13 protein-coding genes are annotated in these 14,583 nt (G+C 64.6%); 6 read left to right on the top strand and 7 right to left on the bottom strand.

What is annotated here, in order from left to right:
• Positions 1–29 precede the first annotated feature (29 nt).
• Genes PHE40_RS01215 through lpxB form a run of 3 tightly spaced genes read left to right on the top strand, consistent with a single transcriptional unit; the run spans position 30 to position 3,326 of the window.
• Positions 30–1,688, top strand: coding sequence for a c-type cytochrome (locus PHE40_RS01215; RefSeq protein ID WP_299956845.1), 1,659 nt, complete (start codon positions 30–32; stop codon positions 1,686–1,688).
• Positions 1,615–2,169, top strand: coding sequence for a nitrilase-related carbon-nitrogen hydrolase (locus PHE40_RS01210; RefSeq protein ID WP_299956842.1), 555 nt, complete (start codon positions 1,615–1,617; stop codon positions 2,167–2,169). The genes PHE40_RS01215 and PHE40_RS01210 overlap by 74 nt, the downstream gene beginning before the upstream one ends.
• Positions 2,166–3,326 (top strand): lipid-A-disaccharide synthase, encoded by a 1,161-nt coding sequence (gene lpxB / locus PHE40_RS01205; RefSeq protein ID WP_299956839.1) that lies wholly within the window; start codon positions 2,166–2,168, stop codon positions 3,324–3,326. Before PHE40_RS01210 ends, lpxB begins: the two co-directional genes overlap by 4 nt.
• Before the next feature lie 10 nt (positions 3,327–3,336).
• On the opposite strand, the gene PHE40_RS01200 is transcribed toward lpxB, so the two are convergent.
• The 3 genes from PHE40_RS01200 to PHE40_RS01190 are packed head-to-tail and all read right to left on the bottom strand — an operon-like array spanning position 3,337 to position 7,375.
• The gene (locus PHE40_RS01200) at positions 3,337–4,860 is read right to left on the bottom strand and encodes a glycosyltransferase family 39 protein (RefSeq protein ID WP_299956836.1); all 1,524 of its coding nucleotides are present in this window, start codon (positions 4,858–4,860) and stop codon (positions 3,337–3,339) included.
• Complete coding sequence (locus PHE40_RS01195; RefSeq protein WP_299956833.1) at positions 4,857–5,903, bottom strand: alpha-E domain-containing protein; 1,047 nt, start codon at positions 5,901–5,903, stop codon at positions 4,857–4,859. The genes PHE40_RS01200 and PHE40_RS01195 overlap by 4 nt, the downstream gene beginning before the upstream one ends.
• Positions 5,900–7,375, bottom strand: coding sequence for a circularly permuted type 2 ATP-grasp protein (locus PHE40_RS01190; RefSeq protein WP_299956830.1), 1,476 nt, complete (start codon positions 7,373–7,375; stop codon positions 5,900–5,902). Before PHE40_RS01190 ends, PHE40_RS01195 begins: the two co-directional genes overlap by 4 nt.
• 332 nt (positions 7,376–7,707) lie before the next feature.
• Between PHE40_RS01190 and PHE40_RS01185 the strand changes: the two genes are divergently transcribed.
• Complete coding sequence (locus PHE40_RS01185; RefSeq protein ID WP_299956827.1) at positions 7,708–9,918, top strand: circularly permuted type 2 ATP-grasp protein; 2,211 nt, start codon at positions 7,708–7,710, stop codon at positions 9,916–9,918.
• Entirely contained in the window at positions 9,915–10,781 is an 867-nt protein-coding gene (locus tag PHE40_RS01180; protein WP_299956824.1) for a transglutaminase family protein, read from the top strand. The genes PHE40_RS01185 and PHE40_RS01180 overlap by 4 nt, the downstream gene beginning before the upstream one ends.
• 92 nt (positions 10,782–10,873) lie before the next feature.
• On the opposite strand, the gene PHE40_RS01175 is transcribed toward PHE40_RS01180, so the two are convergent.
• The 4 genes from PHE40_RS01175 to PHE40_RS01160 all read right to left on the bottom strand — a co-directional run bounded on the left by PHE40_RS01175 (position 10,874) and on the right by PHE40_RS01160 (position 13,889).
• Positions 10,874–11,113, bottom strand: coding sequence for a hypothetical protein (locus tag PHE40_RS01175; protein WP_299956821.1), 240 nt, complete (start codon positions 11,111–11,113; stop codon positions 10,874–10,876).
• A 30-nt stretch (positions 11,114–11,143) separates the two neighbouring features.
• Positions 11,144–12,010: a phosphotransferase gene (locus PHE40_RS01170; protein WP_299956818.1), complete on the bottom strand. Its 867-nt coding sequence runs from the start codon at positions 12,008–12,010 to the stop codon at positions 11,144–11,146.
• A gap of 65 nt (positions 12,011–12,075) precedes the next feature.
• On the bottom strand, positions 12,076–12,942 hold the full coding sequence (locus PHE40_RS01165) for a YihY/virulence factor BrkB family protein (protein WP_299956815.1): 867 nt from the start codon (positions 12,940–12,942) through the stop codon (positions 12,076–12,078).
• A 56-nt stretch (positions 12,943–12,998) separates the two neighbouring features.
• Positions 12,999–13,889 (bottom strand): alpha/beta fold hydrolase, encoded by an 891-nt coding sequence (locus tag PHE40_RS01160; RefSeq protein ID WP_299956812.1) that lies wholly within the window; start codon positions 13,887–13,889, stop codon positions 12,999–13,001.
• A 152-nt stretch (positions 13,890–14,041) separates the two neighbouring features.
• On the opposite strand from PHE40_RS01160, the gene PHE40_RS01155 reads away from it, so the two are divergent.
• On the top strand, positions 14,042–14,583 hold a 542-nt coding region (locus tag PHE40_RS01155), incomplete at its 3' end, for an arginyl-transferase family protein (protein ID WP_299956809.1).

The following is a 14,583-nucleotide window of genomic DNA, read 5'->3' as shown; positions in this document are numbered from 1 at the left end:
TTAGCGAAATAAGTAGGGGCAAAATTCTGATGGGTCCGATCATGCCGCTCAAGCTGCCGAAATTCCTTTCCGCCCGCCCGGTCATCGCCATGGCGGCCCTTGCGCTTCTCCTTGGTGGCGCGGCCACCAGCCGCTTCGCAAATGCGGATGATACCGCCGACTACCCGGCGGCCAGCCTCAGCGCCCCTACTGACCCGGCGGCGTTGATCGCGCGCGGCAAATACCTGACAGAGGCGGCTGACTGCATGCCCTGCCACACCGGACCCAACCACGCGCCCTTCTCCGGCGGCCTGGTCATGGCCACGCCCTTCGGCGGCCTCGCCACCCCCAATATCACGCCCGACAAAGCAACCGGCATCGGCAACTGGACGGATGCGCAATTCTACAACGCCGTGCATTACGGCGAAGCGCCGGGCCGCTCTTATCTGTTGTTCCCCAAATTCCTCTACCCGGCGATGCCCTACACCTCCTACACCAAGCTCTCCTACGCGGACGTGATGGCGATCAAGGCATATCTCTTCTCGCTGCCGCCGGTAAACGTGGCGCCCACGCCGAGCACCATGCTGTTTCCCTTCAACCAGCGGCCCGTGCTGCTCGGCTGGCGCATCTTGTTCTTCCGCTCGGGCCCGATTCACTTGAACCCGGCTTGGAATGACAGCATGAAGAACGGCGCCTACCTCACCGAGGCGCTGGGCCATTGTGGCGAATGCCACACACCGCGCAACTTCCTGAGCGCCATGATGCTGGACAAAGCCTACGCCGGCGCGCCGATTGACGCCTTCTTCGCCCCCAACATCTCGTCCGACAAAAAATACGGCGTCGGCGGCTGGGCGCAGGCCGACCTCGTGGCCTACCTTCATGACGACGGCAACATGGTCAAAGGCTCGCCCTACGCCGCCATGGGTGAGGTTGTGGACCATTCCACCAGCCAGATCCCCGTGTCTGACGATGTGGACATCGCTAACTACCTACAGAACGAGACGGCACCGCAGCATGTACCGCCCACCCCCGCGGTGGCCAACGCCGCGGCCTCCATCGCCCTTGGCGCCACTGTGTACACCGCCAACTGCGCCGGGTGCCACGGCAAGACCGGCGGCGGCATGGCCCCGATCATTCCCAATCTCGCGGGCAATGACTCCGTGACCGCCTCCGAACCCACAAACGTGATCGGCGCCGTGCTGAGCGGGCTGGACCCCTGGAAGGCCAACGGCCCAGCCATGCCGGCTTTCGCCAACAGCCTGTCGGATGCGCAGATCGCCGCCGTCACCAACTATGTGCGCACCAGCATGGGCAACAATGCCACCGCCGATGCCTCCCCGCATGATGTGATGAAGCTGCGTGCAATCGCCGTGGTGCCGCCCTCAGCCACCAAAGCGGCTGACCTCTTCGGTTGCCCGCATATCTCCGCCGCCGGCGGGGCCACTAGCGTCGCGGACCCTGGCAGCGACCTGTTAAACAGCTACGCGGACGCCACCCCGGCAACCATGCCGAACCGGACTCGCACGCTGATCTCGGCCATCCGCGCCGGCAACACCACCATCAGCAACGCCGACCTGACCAACGACCTCATCGCGGCATACTGCCCTGTGGTCGCCAACCAGGCCGGGCTGAGCAATGCCGCAAAATATCAGGCAATGCAGAACTTCATCGCCAGCGTGCAGCCGCTCATCAACGCGGCCGCCAATTAACATCGAGACCCTGACGGGAGCGGCCGCCGTGCCGCTCCAGCCGGAATATTTCTCCATGGTCCTGGCCAGGGCCCGCGTCACCACGCCAAATCTCGCGGCCGAGCTTGCCGTTGCCGCCGCGCAGGCCGATGAGCTGACCACCGCCTTGCGTGAGAGCGCCGCGCGGCATAAAATCTATCTGCTGGCGTGTTCCATCCCCATGCGGGTTGGCGGCGTGCTCAACAATCTCGCCGCCTTCATCGCCCCTTCCGGTGCGCTGGCCTTTCAGGACAAGCAATGCATGACCCGTTTCGATGCCGAGCGATGGGGCATCACCGGCGGTAATCCACCCCAGGTGTTCGAGACCAGCTGCGGGCGCATCGGCGTTTCCATCTGTTATGATAGCGAATTCCCGCTGCATCTGCGCACCCAGGGCGCAGTGTTCAACCACCGGGACTGGCCAGAGGCAATCCCCCCCTGCCCCGTGGTGCCCCTGGCGTGAGCAGGGTTTTCCTTATCGCCGGCGAGGCCAGCGGCGACGTGCTGGGCGCGCGCCTGATGGCGGCGCTACGCGCGCAACGTGATGGCCTGGTGTTCTCGGGAATCGGCGGGGCGCGCATGGCGGAGGCGGGGCTTTTGTCCATCTTCCCCATGCAGGAGCTGGCGGTGATGGGCCTAGCCGAAATCCTGCCCCGGATTTTTGCGTTGAAACGGCGCATCAACCAGACGATCGAGACAATCGAAGCCACCCGGCCGGATATCGTCGTCACCATTGACAGCCCAGGCTTCTGCCTGCGTGTGCTCAAAGGCATCTCCGGCACCGGCATTTCGTGCATCCATTACGTCGCCCCGCAGGTCTGGGCCTGGCGGCAGGAGCGGGTGAAGCATTACCCCGGCCTGTGGGACGAGTTGCTCTGCCTGCTCCCCTTCGAGCCCGCGTTTTTCGCCCCGCATGGGCTGAACCCGGTGTTCGTGGGCCATCCGGTGCTGGAATCGGGCGCCAATAAGGGCGACGCCGCGCGCTTTCGCGCCCAGCACAACATCAGCGCGGACGCCGTGCCGGTGGTGCTCATGCCCGGTTCGCGCGTTACTGAAACCTCGCGCCTGCTGCCAGTATTCCGCCAGAGCATGGTGGCGCTTTCCGCGCGCATCACACAGCTGCAACCCGTGCTCGCCGCCGCAGCCGGCATTGCCGAGGCCGTGGCCGCCCAAACGCGCGACTGGCCGGTGCCCCCCATCATCGTGCGCGATGTTGCCACCCGTTACGACGCTTTTGCCGCCGCGCGCGCGGCGCTGACTAAATCTGGCACCTCCACGCTGGAACTCGCCATGGCCGGCGTGCCGATGGCGGTGACCTATCGGGTCAACCCGCTCAGCGCGATGCTGGCGCGGCGCATGATAAAGGTGGAACATGTCGCCATGATCAACCTGCTGGCAGGCCGCGCGCTGGTGCCCGAGCTGTTGCAGCAGGATTGCACCCCGGCGAAACTGAGCGAGACGCTGTACGGGTTGATCACCGGCGAGGCGGCCGCCGCAACGCAGCGCGCGGGTTTCGCCACCGCGCTGGCAAGCCTGCGTGCGCCCGCCGGAACCCCTTCATCCGCCGCCGCCGCCAGGGTGCTCGCCAGACTTGGAACAGGCGGGAAGCAGCCTCTATAGCCTCGCCTGCTCATTCAGCAGTGCCGGCCCCATTCTGGTTTGCCGGGTCATAAAGCGCGATCATAATCCGGCTGCCCGCCACCTGCGTCAGGCTGGGTTTGCCAAGCGCCTGCGCGCCGGCGAAAAACTTGGAGAACGCCGCATGCTCCGCGCTCTGCCCCGCGTGGCCATACACCACCCACACGCGCTTACCCTGGCTCGCGGCCTTTTCGGCATGGTTCAAGCTTCCCGCGGCATCCTTCAGCACCACACTGCGCGCGCCCGGCGGCAGATACATGCGCAAAATCGGCAACGCCCCGGTATCGTAGAGATACACCACATCCCCCGGGCTGACATCCTGCGCCAACAATTTCGCGGCGATATCCCAACGCGGTTTGGTCTCGACATTGTAGTAGGGCACGAGGTTCACGAGCAGCAGCAGCACCCCGCCCGCCACCACCATCACGCGCGCGCGCGGCGCGGCAAGGTCAAGCAGCGCCGCGCCGCCAATTCCGGCGAGGATCGCGAAGGGCGCGGCACTCCATAGGATATAGCGGGGCAGCAGAATTGGCCGCCAGATCGAAATGATCGTGAACATCAACGGTAGAAACAAAAACGAGATGCCCAGCACCACGAGCACCGCGGGGCGGCGGCGCAGCGCCCAAGCGGCACTGGCCACGCCCAGGGCCAGGGCTGCGTCAATTACCCAAACCAGCACGTGGGGGGTGGGCACATGCATGAACTTGAAGGTCACCGAATCAGCGATCCGCATGAAGTAGACCGAGCCAAGATCATACCAAAGCCGCGAGGCGTTCAGCGGTGGAATCCACGTCATGCTTCGGATGTAGCCCTGTCCCTGGTGCAACGTCATCAGGTAGTAGAACGGCCCGCACAATAGCGCGACGATGAAATCGAAGAGCAGAAAATTGCGCAGCAGCTGCCAGCGGTCCGGGGATTGTACGAGCAGCGCCGCACCGATGACATTGGCAACAATCAACCAGGGCAGCCCGTCGCCCAGCACATCCAGCGCCACCGCCGAGCCCAGTATGAATACCGCCCAGCGAGCCCCCGTCACATTCCAGCGGATCGGCTTTGAGGCGGCGGAAATATCCATGGCCAGCCGCGTGATTCCATAGAGCGCGACCAGAATCAGAAACATCTCCAGCGTATAGGAGCGCGCCTCCTGGCTGAAGGCCAGCGCCGTGGGCGAGAGGCCGATGATGAGCGCCGCGATAACCCCCGCGGTGCGCCCGGCGACCCGGTAGGCGATCATATACACCAGCATCACCGCCAGCGCGCCGAACACCGCCGAGGGCAAGCGCAGCCAATATTGCGGGTCGCCCAGCCCCACCAGCGGCGAGAGCATGAGGAAGAAGCTCGGCATATGGTGGTTGAGGAAGGAATCGTTCACCAGCGCCGCCGGCGCCAGCGAGGCGCGCTGGAAGGTGAATGCCTCGTCAAGCCAGAACGGCCTGGCGCCCAGGCCGCTCAGCCGGGGCAGCAGCGCCAGCACGAACACCAATACCGGCCAACACAACGCACGCAGTCTGTTCACGCAAGCGCCTCCGCCGGTCCCTGTGTCTGGTTCTGTACCTGGCCTTGCGCGGCCGCCGCCAGCGGGTCAGCCGGTTGCCAGTCGCGGAAAAACGCACGGCCGACGGCGCCCGCGAGCGCCTGAATATGGATCTGGACCATATCCAGATACTCGTGCAGCCCCGTGGCAAGAATATGGCTGATTGGCTTCTCCAGCAGCAATTCGCGCAAATATTGCGCCATCTCAATCGCCTCGGCCGCGGCTGACAGCCCGTAGATCCGCCGCAAATCGTCCAGATGCAGCTCCGCCCTGCGCATGCACAGCAGCGCCGAGCGCGGTGAGGAGGGGTCGCGCAGCAGGAAATGCACCACATCCTCCGCCGAAAAGCTGGCGCGCGAGCGGCGCTTGAAGGCATGATACCCGGCGGCGGCGCGTAAAATCGCGTTCCACTGCGTCATCTCGGCCACGCGCTTTTCCTCGTGCCCCTGCGGCAAGATCGCGGTGTATTTAATATCGAGCATGCGCGTGGTCTGGTCGGCGCGCTCCAGCAACCGGCCCAGCTCATAAAAATACCATCCCTGGTCGCGGTACAGCGTCCCCTCGGTGATACCGGTATGCGCCTGCACGCCGTCCTTCAGCCTGGTGCACAGCCGCGAGAGCGCATCGCCTTCCAGGTCCTCGGGCGTAATCTGCCCCACAAAGCGGTGGAACATATTGATCTGGCGCCACATCTCCGTACTCATGAGCGGGCGCAGCGTGCGCGCGTTGGTGCGTGCGTCCTCCAGATTGCCCGGTACGGAGGTGGGGTTGCCGCGGTCCAGCAGATAGAACCGCTTCACATGCGCCGCATCCGGCGAGAAGCCGCGCGCCGCGAAATTCTTCTCATCCGCGTTGATGCGGATCAGCCCGAACCAGGCATCCGTCTCAAATCCCGGACTCTCGAAACTCTGCGTCACGTCGATCAGCCGCGCCAGATTTTCCACCCGCTCCAGGTAGCGCGCCATCCAGAACAACCCCTCGGCATCGCGCGAGAGCAGCACGGCATCAAAACGCATCGCGCTCATTTTCCGCCCCCTTCGGCAAAATTATCCGCCAGAACCCAGGTGTCCTTGGAGCCGCCGCCCTGGCTGGAGTTCACAATCAAACTGCCGCGCTTCATCGCCACGCGGGTCAGCCCGCCGGGCAGCACCCAGCTCTCCCGGCCGGTGATGATGAACGGCCGCAAGTCCAGATGCCGCGGCCCGACCCCCTCGGCCGCCAGCGTCGGCGCGACGGAAAGCCCGATCATCGGCTGGCTGATCCAGTTGCCCGGATCGGCCAAAATGGCGGCCCGCGCCGCCTCCAGCTCCTTCTTGCTGGCGCGCGGCCCGATGGTGATGCCATACCCGCCGGACTCGCCCACCGGCTTGGTCACGAGCTTGTGCAGATTCTCCAGCGTATATTGCAGCCCCTCCGGCTCGCGGCAGATATAGGTCTCCACATTTTTCACCAGCGCCTCCTGCCCGAGGTAATATTGGATGATGCGCGGCATGTAGGCATACACCGCCTTGTCATCGGCAACGCCGGTGCCTACTGCATTGGCGATCGCGACATTCCCGGCCTTCCACGCGCCGATCAACCCGCGCACGCCCAGCATGGAATCCGGCCGGAACACCGCCGGGTCCAGAAAATCATCGTTCAAACGCCGGTAGATCGTATGCACCCGTCGCAACCCGCTGGTTGTGCGCATGTAGACGCGCTCATCCTCCACCACCAGATCCGCGCCGACCACCAGCGGCACGCCCATTTCGCGCGCCAGGAACACATGTTCGAAATAAGCGGAGTTATAAATGCCCGGCGAGAGCAGCACGACCTGCGGATCATCCGCCCCGCCCGGCGCGATCTCGCTCATCGCCGCGCGCAGCCTGCGCCCGTAATCATCCACCGGCTTCAACCGTATCCCCGCCATCAAATCGGGGAAAGCGCGCAGCATCAGGTGCCGGTTCTCAATCACATAGCTCACCCCGGAGGGCGTGCGCGCATTATCCTCTAGCACGCGGAAATCGCCGAATTCTTCGCGGATGATGTCGATGCCGCAGACATGCACATACGTCCCGTGCGGCACTGGAAAATCCTTCATCTCCGGCCGGTAGTTGGAATTTCCATAGACCAGCTCAGCGGGGATCACCCCATCGCGCACGATATGCCCCGGCCCGTAGATATCGCCCAGAAACGCATTCAGCGCCGCTACCCGCTGGATGCACGCCCGCTCCAGCAGGCTCCATTCCGCCGCCGTGAGCACGCGCGGAATACAGTCAAACGGTAAAATCCGGTCGATCGCGGTGGCATCCGAATACACGGTGAAGGTCACGCCGAGGTCGATCAGATCGGTCTCCGCGGCCGAGGCGCGCGCGCGCAACGCCTCCAGCCCGATGCTCCCGAGTCGCTGGATCAGCCAGTCCGGCACCGGGCCGGCATCGGCCCGTTTGCGCGTGAGTTCACAAAAATAGCGGCCCGGATCGTACTCCGGCCAGATGGTGCGAAAGATTTCGTTCATACCAGCGGCTCCGATCGGAAATTGTCCAGGCCAGCCTGCGGGGCTGGCGCCGGAACGGTCAGGTCATGGTCAAAAACTGCGCAAATTCGCGCCAAAGCAAAAATAACCGCGAAGGAATTCATCAGTTGCCAACCATCCAACAGTACCTTCTCACTATGGTCCCTGACAGGCTGCATCCAAAATCGGTATTCCCGCAAGCCCCCACCGGGTGCCATGCAAACCGCGGACCAGCCGGCTCCACCGGCTGACGAACCATATGCCCGCGCCGCTCATGTTGCGGCGCAACCTGATTGGCCATAGCCCGCGGGCAATCAGTCTGTTAACCAGGATGAATGAGTGCAGTGGCTTCCTGCGATGAAATGATCGACCGGTCCGGCCGGATACGTGGCCACTGGGCGCCACTGCTCGAGGCCGTGCGCGATGTAGGGCACGAGGAGCTGGCCCGCCGCGCCGCCGCGCTGAACCGGCAGATGCGCCTTGCCGCCCCCTTCGGCGCCGCGCCAACCCGCCATTACGACCCGTTGCCCGCACTGCTCACCCCATTTGAATTCTCCGGGCTTGAGGCAGGGCTGCTGCAACGCTCGCAACTGCTCAGCGCCGCGCTGCAAGACCTCTACGGCCCGCAAACCTTGCTGCGCGACGGCAGCCTCCCGCCCGCGCTGGTACTGGGCAACCCGCATTTCCTGCGCAGCCTGCACACGCAAACCCCGCTCAACTTCCCGCGCCTCAGTCTCTACGCGGCTGATCTCATCCGCGGGCCGGACGGGCATTTCCAGGTCCTGCGCGACCATACCGGCGTCATCCCCGGTCTTGGCCATGCGCTGTCGCTGCGGCGCATCGCCTCCGGCACTGTGCCTGAGCTTTTCCGCGCCGGGGGGCTGCGCAGCCTGCGCCCGGTGCGCGAGATGCTGGTGGACCATCTGCAACGCGCGGCCCAGGGCGGGCTGGTCGCCGTGCTTTCGGCCGGGGCCGCCAACCCAGCCCTGGCGCCCGATGCGATGGACGATGCCCTGCTCGCGCGCGCACTCGGCGTGCTGCTGATTGAACCCGGTGACCTCGCCACCCGCAACGGCGGCCTGCACATGAAAACCCTGAGCGGCCTGCTGCCCGTCGCCAGCCTCGTCCGCGGGCTCCCGGGAATTGATCTGGACCCGCTGGAGCAAGGCGGGCGGCCGGGCGCCGGTATCCCCGGCGCCTTTGGCGCCATCCGCGCCGGGGCACTGAAAATGTTCAACGCACCCGGCAGCGCATTGATGGAAGCGGCTGAAATTGCGGTATATATTGAACCATTGTTCCAACGCCTGCTCGGCGCCGCCCCGCTACTGGCGAAAGCCTCCGGCGACCCGGTGGCAAACGCGTCCCGCGCCCCTTTCGTCAGCGGCACCAATCTGGTTTCCACCCCCATCCTTTTTCGGCTTTACGCATGGCACAACGGCAACACCTGGCAGGTCCTTCCCGGCGGCCTCGGTTTCGGCCTAGAGCAGACGAACGCGGCACAGGGCATCACCCTCGCCGGCATGAAGGACCTCTGGGTGCTGGATGCCGATGAGCCGCACATCATTTCCGGCGCCACCCATTCGGATGTTCCCAAGCGCACCCAGTTCCTCGCCGCCGCGCATCTGCCCTCGCGCGTGGCTGATAATCTGTTCTGGCTCGGCCGCTCGGTCGAGAGGCTGGAATCCGCCTCGCGCCTGCTGATGCTGGCGCTGCCCCGGCTGGAATCCGGCACTTCGCTGCCGCGTGATCTGGCCGAGCGCGGGCTGATCGCCAAATGTCTCGCCCAGGCCGGGCTGCTCCCGGCTGACCTCGCGGGTGGCGCGCTCTCGGGCCGCCAGCTACGCGGCGCGTTGGCGCGGCGCAAGCCAATTACCGGGCAGCTCCAGGAAGTCGCCCGGCTGGTCAACGCCGCCAGCGAGCGCTTGAGCCCGAGCATGCTGGCCACTGTGCGCTTCGCCCTGAACCAGGCCACCGAATCCCTGCCCAACGAGGAACTGGCCCTGCCCGCCATGCTCAGTTTCGCCGCCACTTTCGCGGGCATTGCGGCGGAGAACATGTCGCGCGACGGCGGCTGGCTGTTCCTGGAGATGGGCCGCAGGCTGGAGCGCGCCGAAACCCTGGCCGAAAACCTCGCCATTTTGCTTAACGCCTCGCCCGAGCGGCTGGAACCCGGCATGGCGCTCGGCATCGAGCTGGCTGATTCCGTGCTTAGTTATGATTTGCGCCACGCGGGCATTCTGGCGCCCGCCCCCGTGCTCTCCATGCTGCTGGCCGATTCCGGCAACCCGCGCAGCTTGGCTTATCAATTCATCGTGTTGCGTAGCTGCCTGCAACATCTGGGCGCCGAGGACGACGCCGAATCCCTGAAACTGTTGCAGCAGGAGGCGGCAAACCTTAGCGGTGAGACCATCGGCCTAGCCAAGCCGCTGGCCGCCATTGCCGCCCGCCTGCGGCTGATCTCCGACCATGTGCACCGTCGCTTCTTCAGCCTGCTGCCAGAGGCCCACCAGCTCGAGGACGAGTTGGAGCTCGAAGCCGCGCAATGATCTACCGGCTGCACCACACCACCACTTACGACTATGCGGAGCCAGTCGTCCTCGGCACGCATTTCATGCACCTGCTGCCGCGCGCGCGGCCCGGCCAGTTCATCCGTGAGGCTATGCTCAGCGTCTCCCCGCAACCGGAAACAAGGCGCGACGAGACCGACCATTTCGGCAACATCACCACCACCGTTTCACTCACCGCCCTGCACCGGCAGTTCTCCGTGGCGCTCAGCGCCACCATCGATGTGGAACAGCCTCCCCCGCCGCCGCCCGCGCAAACGCCGCGATGGGAGGCCATCGCGCTATGGGGTCTTAAAGACCCGGATGTCGCCGAATTCTGCCTGCCCAGCGCGCTGACCAAACCCAATGGGGAAATCGCTGACTACACCGCCCTCAGCTTTCCCCCCGGCCGCACCATCCTGGCCGGCCTGCTGGAGCTGAACCTGCGCATCTGGACGGACATGACCTACACCCCAGGTGTGACCAACAATTCCACCACGGCTGCACATGTCTTCAAAACCCGCGCCGGCGTCTGCCAGGACTATGCGCATTTCATGCTGACCTGCCTGCGCTCACTGGGCCTGCCAGGGCGCTACGTCTCGGGCTATCTGCGCACCTCGCCTCCGGCCGGGCAAACCAAGCGCCGCGGGGCGGATCAGTCCCACGCCTGGGTCTCCGCCTGGCTTGGGCCGGAAATCGGCTGGGTCGATTTTGACCCCACCAATAATCTGCTGGTCAGCGATGAACACGTAACGCTCGCCTGGGGCCGTAATTTTCAGGATGTCAGCCCGCTGCGCGGCATCATCCTCGGCGGCGGGCGGCACGCGCTGCGGGTGAATGTGGACCTGGACCCGGTGCTGACCTGATTGGTTTAAGTGCGATCAGGCTCTGGTTATTTTTCTGAGGGCGATTCACGCTTTCGGCTCGCTCAGCTGAGCGAGCCTCAAACGATCGCGCTCTAGCGGCCTGCTTGTCCCTGAAGCTTCATAAACAAAAACCCCGCGAGGCCGAGCAGCACCAGAACCGGGACCACGAAGATCGCGACCCAGAACATCACCCAGAACATCACCCCGGCGAGGCATAAAAAAAGCCCGAACATCACCAGCCGGAGCAGGATCTCCCCCAGCCTGGGTTTGGGTGGCTCGATAAAGTTGCCCTCCGGTGTCATGTCGATCACCGGACCGTTTGAATTTGCCATCACGCCAATATAATCCCCACCCGCCGCAATTCAACCAAGCCCCGCCAGCGCGCCCTCGAAGCGCGCCAGATTCTCCGCCGTATACGCTTCATAGTCGAAATTCAGCTTGGAGGTGATCTCCGAGACAGCGCTCCAAAGCGTCTCGCGCAACAGCGAGGCGCATTGGCTCACCCTGAAGCCATCCCACACCGCGGCACCCGGCTCCTTGCCGAAATAAGCCGCCAGCAGCGCCGCATCGTCTTGCGGGCCAAACCCGTTGTTGGAGGCGAGGTTCGCCAGATCGAACAACGATGAATTAAACCCGGCGTAATCCCAGTCCAGCAGCCACAGCCGCGCCCCATCGTCAAAAACATTCCCCGCCAGCAGGTCGTTATGCGAGAACACGACCTCCACCGGCCCCATCCGGCGCTCCAGCATGTCATTCAACCCCAGCAGCCGCTCCAGCTGTCCATCCAGGCTGGAGCGATTGCCGCGCAACGCCGCCCCATACGAGCGGTTGATATGAAACGCCCAGAAAGCCAGGATCGGCCCCTGTAAATAAGGCCCCAGCCCGGTGTGGCATTGCTTTATCAACGCCGCCACGCGCGGCAGGTTCGCGGGCGCGCGTATCTCCTCCGGGCTCAGCGTGCGCCCCGCCAGCAGCCGGCTCACCATCACCCCCGGCGCTGTGTAGTAAATTTCGGGCGAAAGCCCGGCCCGCGCCGCTGCTCTGGCCGCCGCCTGCTCATTGAAGCGCATCACCCCGTGCTCGGGAATATCTTTGCCCAGCCGCACGGCAAACCGCCGCCCGTCATCCTGTTCCACGCCGAAGTTGCGGTTGGTGATCCCCCCGGTGAGCGGCCAGACTTTAATCTCCCCCGTCCAGACCGGCAGCGCCCTAACCTCAGCCTCGCCCATTTGCTCTCCCGGGTTGGAATGTTGCGGTCAGGTTTCCACATTCCACCACCTGCGGCAATGCGGGGCTACACCTCGCGCCCGGCCTGGCGCTTCCATTCGCGGTCCATCGCCGCGTTCACCTCGGCGCCGAACAGCACCACATAGGCCGAGAGATAGAACCACATCATCAGGCCGATCAGCGTGGAGAGCGGCCCATAAGTGGCGCTGTAGGCCGCGAAATGCCCCACGTAGAAACCAAACGCCCAAGACACCAGCAGCCACAGCAGGGTCGCGATGCCAGCCCCCGGCGCGTAGAAAATCCGGTTGCTCCCGGCCGGGCCAAAGCGATAGAGCAACCCCAGCGCCACCAGCACGAAGAGCACCATCGCCCCCAGGCTGAGCAGGTTGACGATGATTTTCGTATTCCCCGGCAAGCCAAGAAACGCCAGCGCGACGGGGATGAACACCAGCAGGCCGATGGCCAGGGCCGCGCCAATCACCGCCACCAGCGTCATGCCCAGCGAGACCAGCTGAAACCGGATGATCCCGCGCGCCTCGCGCTCGTGATACGCCAGCGAGAGCGCGTTGAGGATTGATTTTGTCCCCGTCGATGACGACCAAAACGAGAGCAGCAAGCTCAACCCAAGGCCCAGCCCCAGCCCCTGCGCCGGGGCCTGCACCAGGCTCTGGATTCTATCAGAGATCAGCGCGAAGGCCGCCGGCGGCATGAAGGTTTGCAGATATTGCAACTGCGGCTGCACCGTCGCCGGATTATACACCAGGCCGTAGAACGAGATGAGCATAGTGATGGTGGGAAACAGCGCCAGCGTCGCGTAAAAAGCACAGCCCGCCGCCACCAGCGAAACCCGCTGCGAGGCCGTGGCCTGCCCCGCCGCCACGAAGGAGCGCCGCAGAAACGGCATATGCGCGCAGTCCAGAATCCTGCCGATCATGCGCTGACCCTACGGATTTTCCCGTCCCGCGCAATCGCGCCACGAAAGCTTCACAACTACTGGCGCAACAAAAACGCCCTTACCGCCGCGATCGCGGGCGCGTCCATCAGCGCCGGGGCATGCCCGGCATCCTCCACCACATAACCCTCCGCGCCGGCCTCGCGCATACGCTCAAAGGTGCTGGGCAGCAGCAAATCGCTGGCAGCGCCGCGAATAACCATGATCGGGAGCTTCAGCATCTCCCACAGCGGCCACATATCCACATCCAACAACACGGTGTTGCGCAGAGGCTCGGCGATCTTGGGGTCATAATTCAGGGCGAACGCTCCGGCTCCGGTCTGGTCCAGCACCACCCTGGCGGAAAACCGCGCCAGATGCGCCCATTGCCTGTCGCTCAGCCGGCCAAAGGGCGCGTAGATCTCGCGCAGATGCGCCTCCAGCGCCGCCATGGTGGCAAAACGCTCGCCCGGCGTGGCCAGCGTGCCGCCAATGCGCTTCAGCGAGGCGGCGGGAATATGCGGGCCGATGTCATTAAGCACTAGCCGGGTGATCGGCGTGTTTTGCGCCGCGGCGATCATCATGCCGCAGATGCCCCCCAGCGAGGTGCCGACCCACGCTACCGGCTTGTTCAGTGCCGCCAGCAGATGCGTCAGCGCCGTCACATAGCTCGGCGGCTGGTAGGCTAGGGCGCCGGGCAGCCAGTCAGACTTGCCGCGCCCCGGCAGATCCGGGCAGATGACATGGAAGCGATTCGAGAGCGCCTCGGCCAGCGGGTCGAAGTCGCGCCCGTTGCGCGAGAGCCCATGCACGCACACCACAGCAGGCGCGGCCGGGTTGCCAAACTCGACATAGGCCATTTTGTGGAAGCTCGTGCCCAGCAGATAACTAACCGAATTCGCCCGCGCCATGCTCAATCCCTTGCCAAACGCCGTGCGGGAATCGACCATCCGGCGCGGCTCGGGTATGGCTTAAATGATGCCGCGCCGCGCCACAACCAACCCCCAATTCGTGTTCGGCGCCATGTTCGGTGCCTGCGCGGCGGGCAGCCCCCGCAAAACAGATGTTGACGCAGCCACCTGAACGCCCAAACATACACATAATGAGTTTCAAGCCCGCCCGCCGCCCGCATTTCTTCTACACCACGGCGCCGCTGCCCTGCCCCTATGTGGAGGGCCGCACTGAGCGCAAGGTGGTGATCGAGCTTGCCGGCGTCTCGGCCGAAACCCTGCATGACCGCTTATCGCGCGGCGGTTTCCGGCGCAGCCACAACATCGCCTACGCGCCGGTCTGCCCCAACTGCAACGCCTGCGTACCCATTCGCATCCGCGCGCGGGACTTCACCCCCAACCGTACGCAAAAGCGCATCGCCCGCCTCAACGCCGATCTGGTGGTGCAGGAAATTCCGCCGCGCGCCACCACCGAGCAATACCAGCTCTTCCAGCGCTACCAGCAGGCCCGCCACGGCGAGGGCGACATGGCGAGCATGAGTTTTTACGACTACCGCGCCATGGTCGAGGACACGCCGATTGAAACCTCGCTCATCGAATTCCGCACCCCCCAGGGCGCCTTGCTCGGCGCCTGTCTCACCGACCATCTCGGCGACGGGCTTTCCGCCGTTTACAGCTTCTTTGAAACCGGCAT

The organism is Acidocella sp. (genome assembly GCF_028687955.1).
Classification (GTDB): Bacteria; Pseudomonadota; Alphaproteobacteria; order Acetobacterales; family Acetobacteraceae; genus Acidocella.
This window is presented reverse-complemented; position numbering and strand designations above follow the sequence as displayed.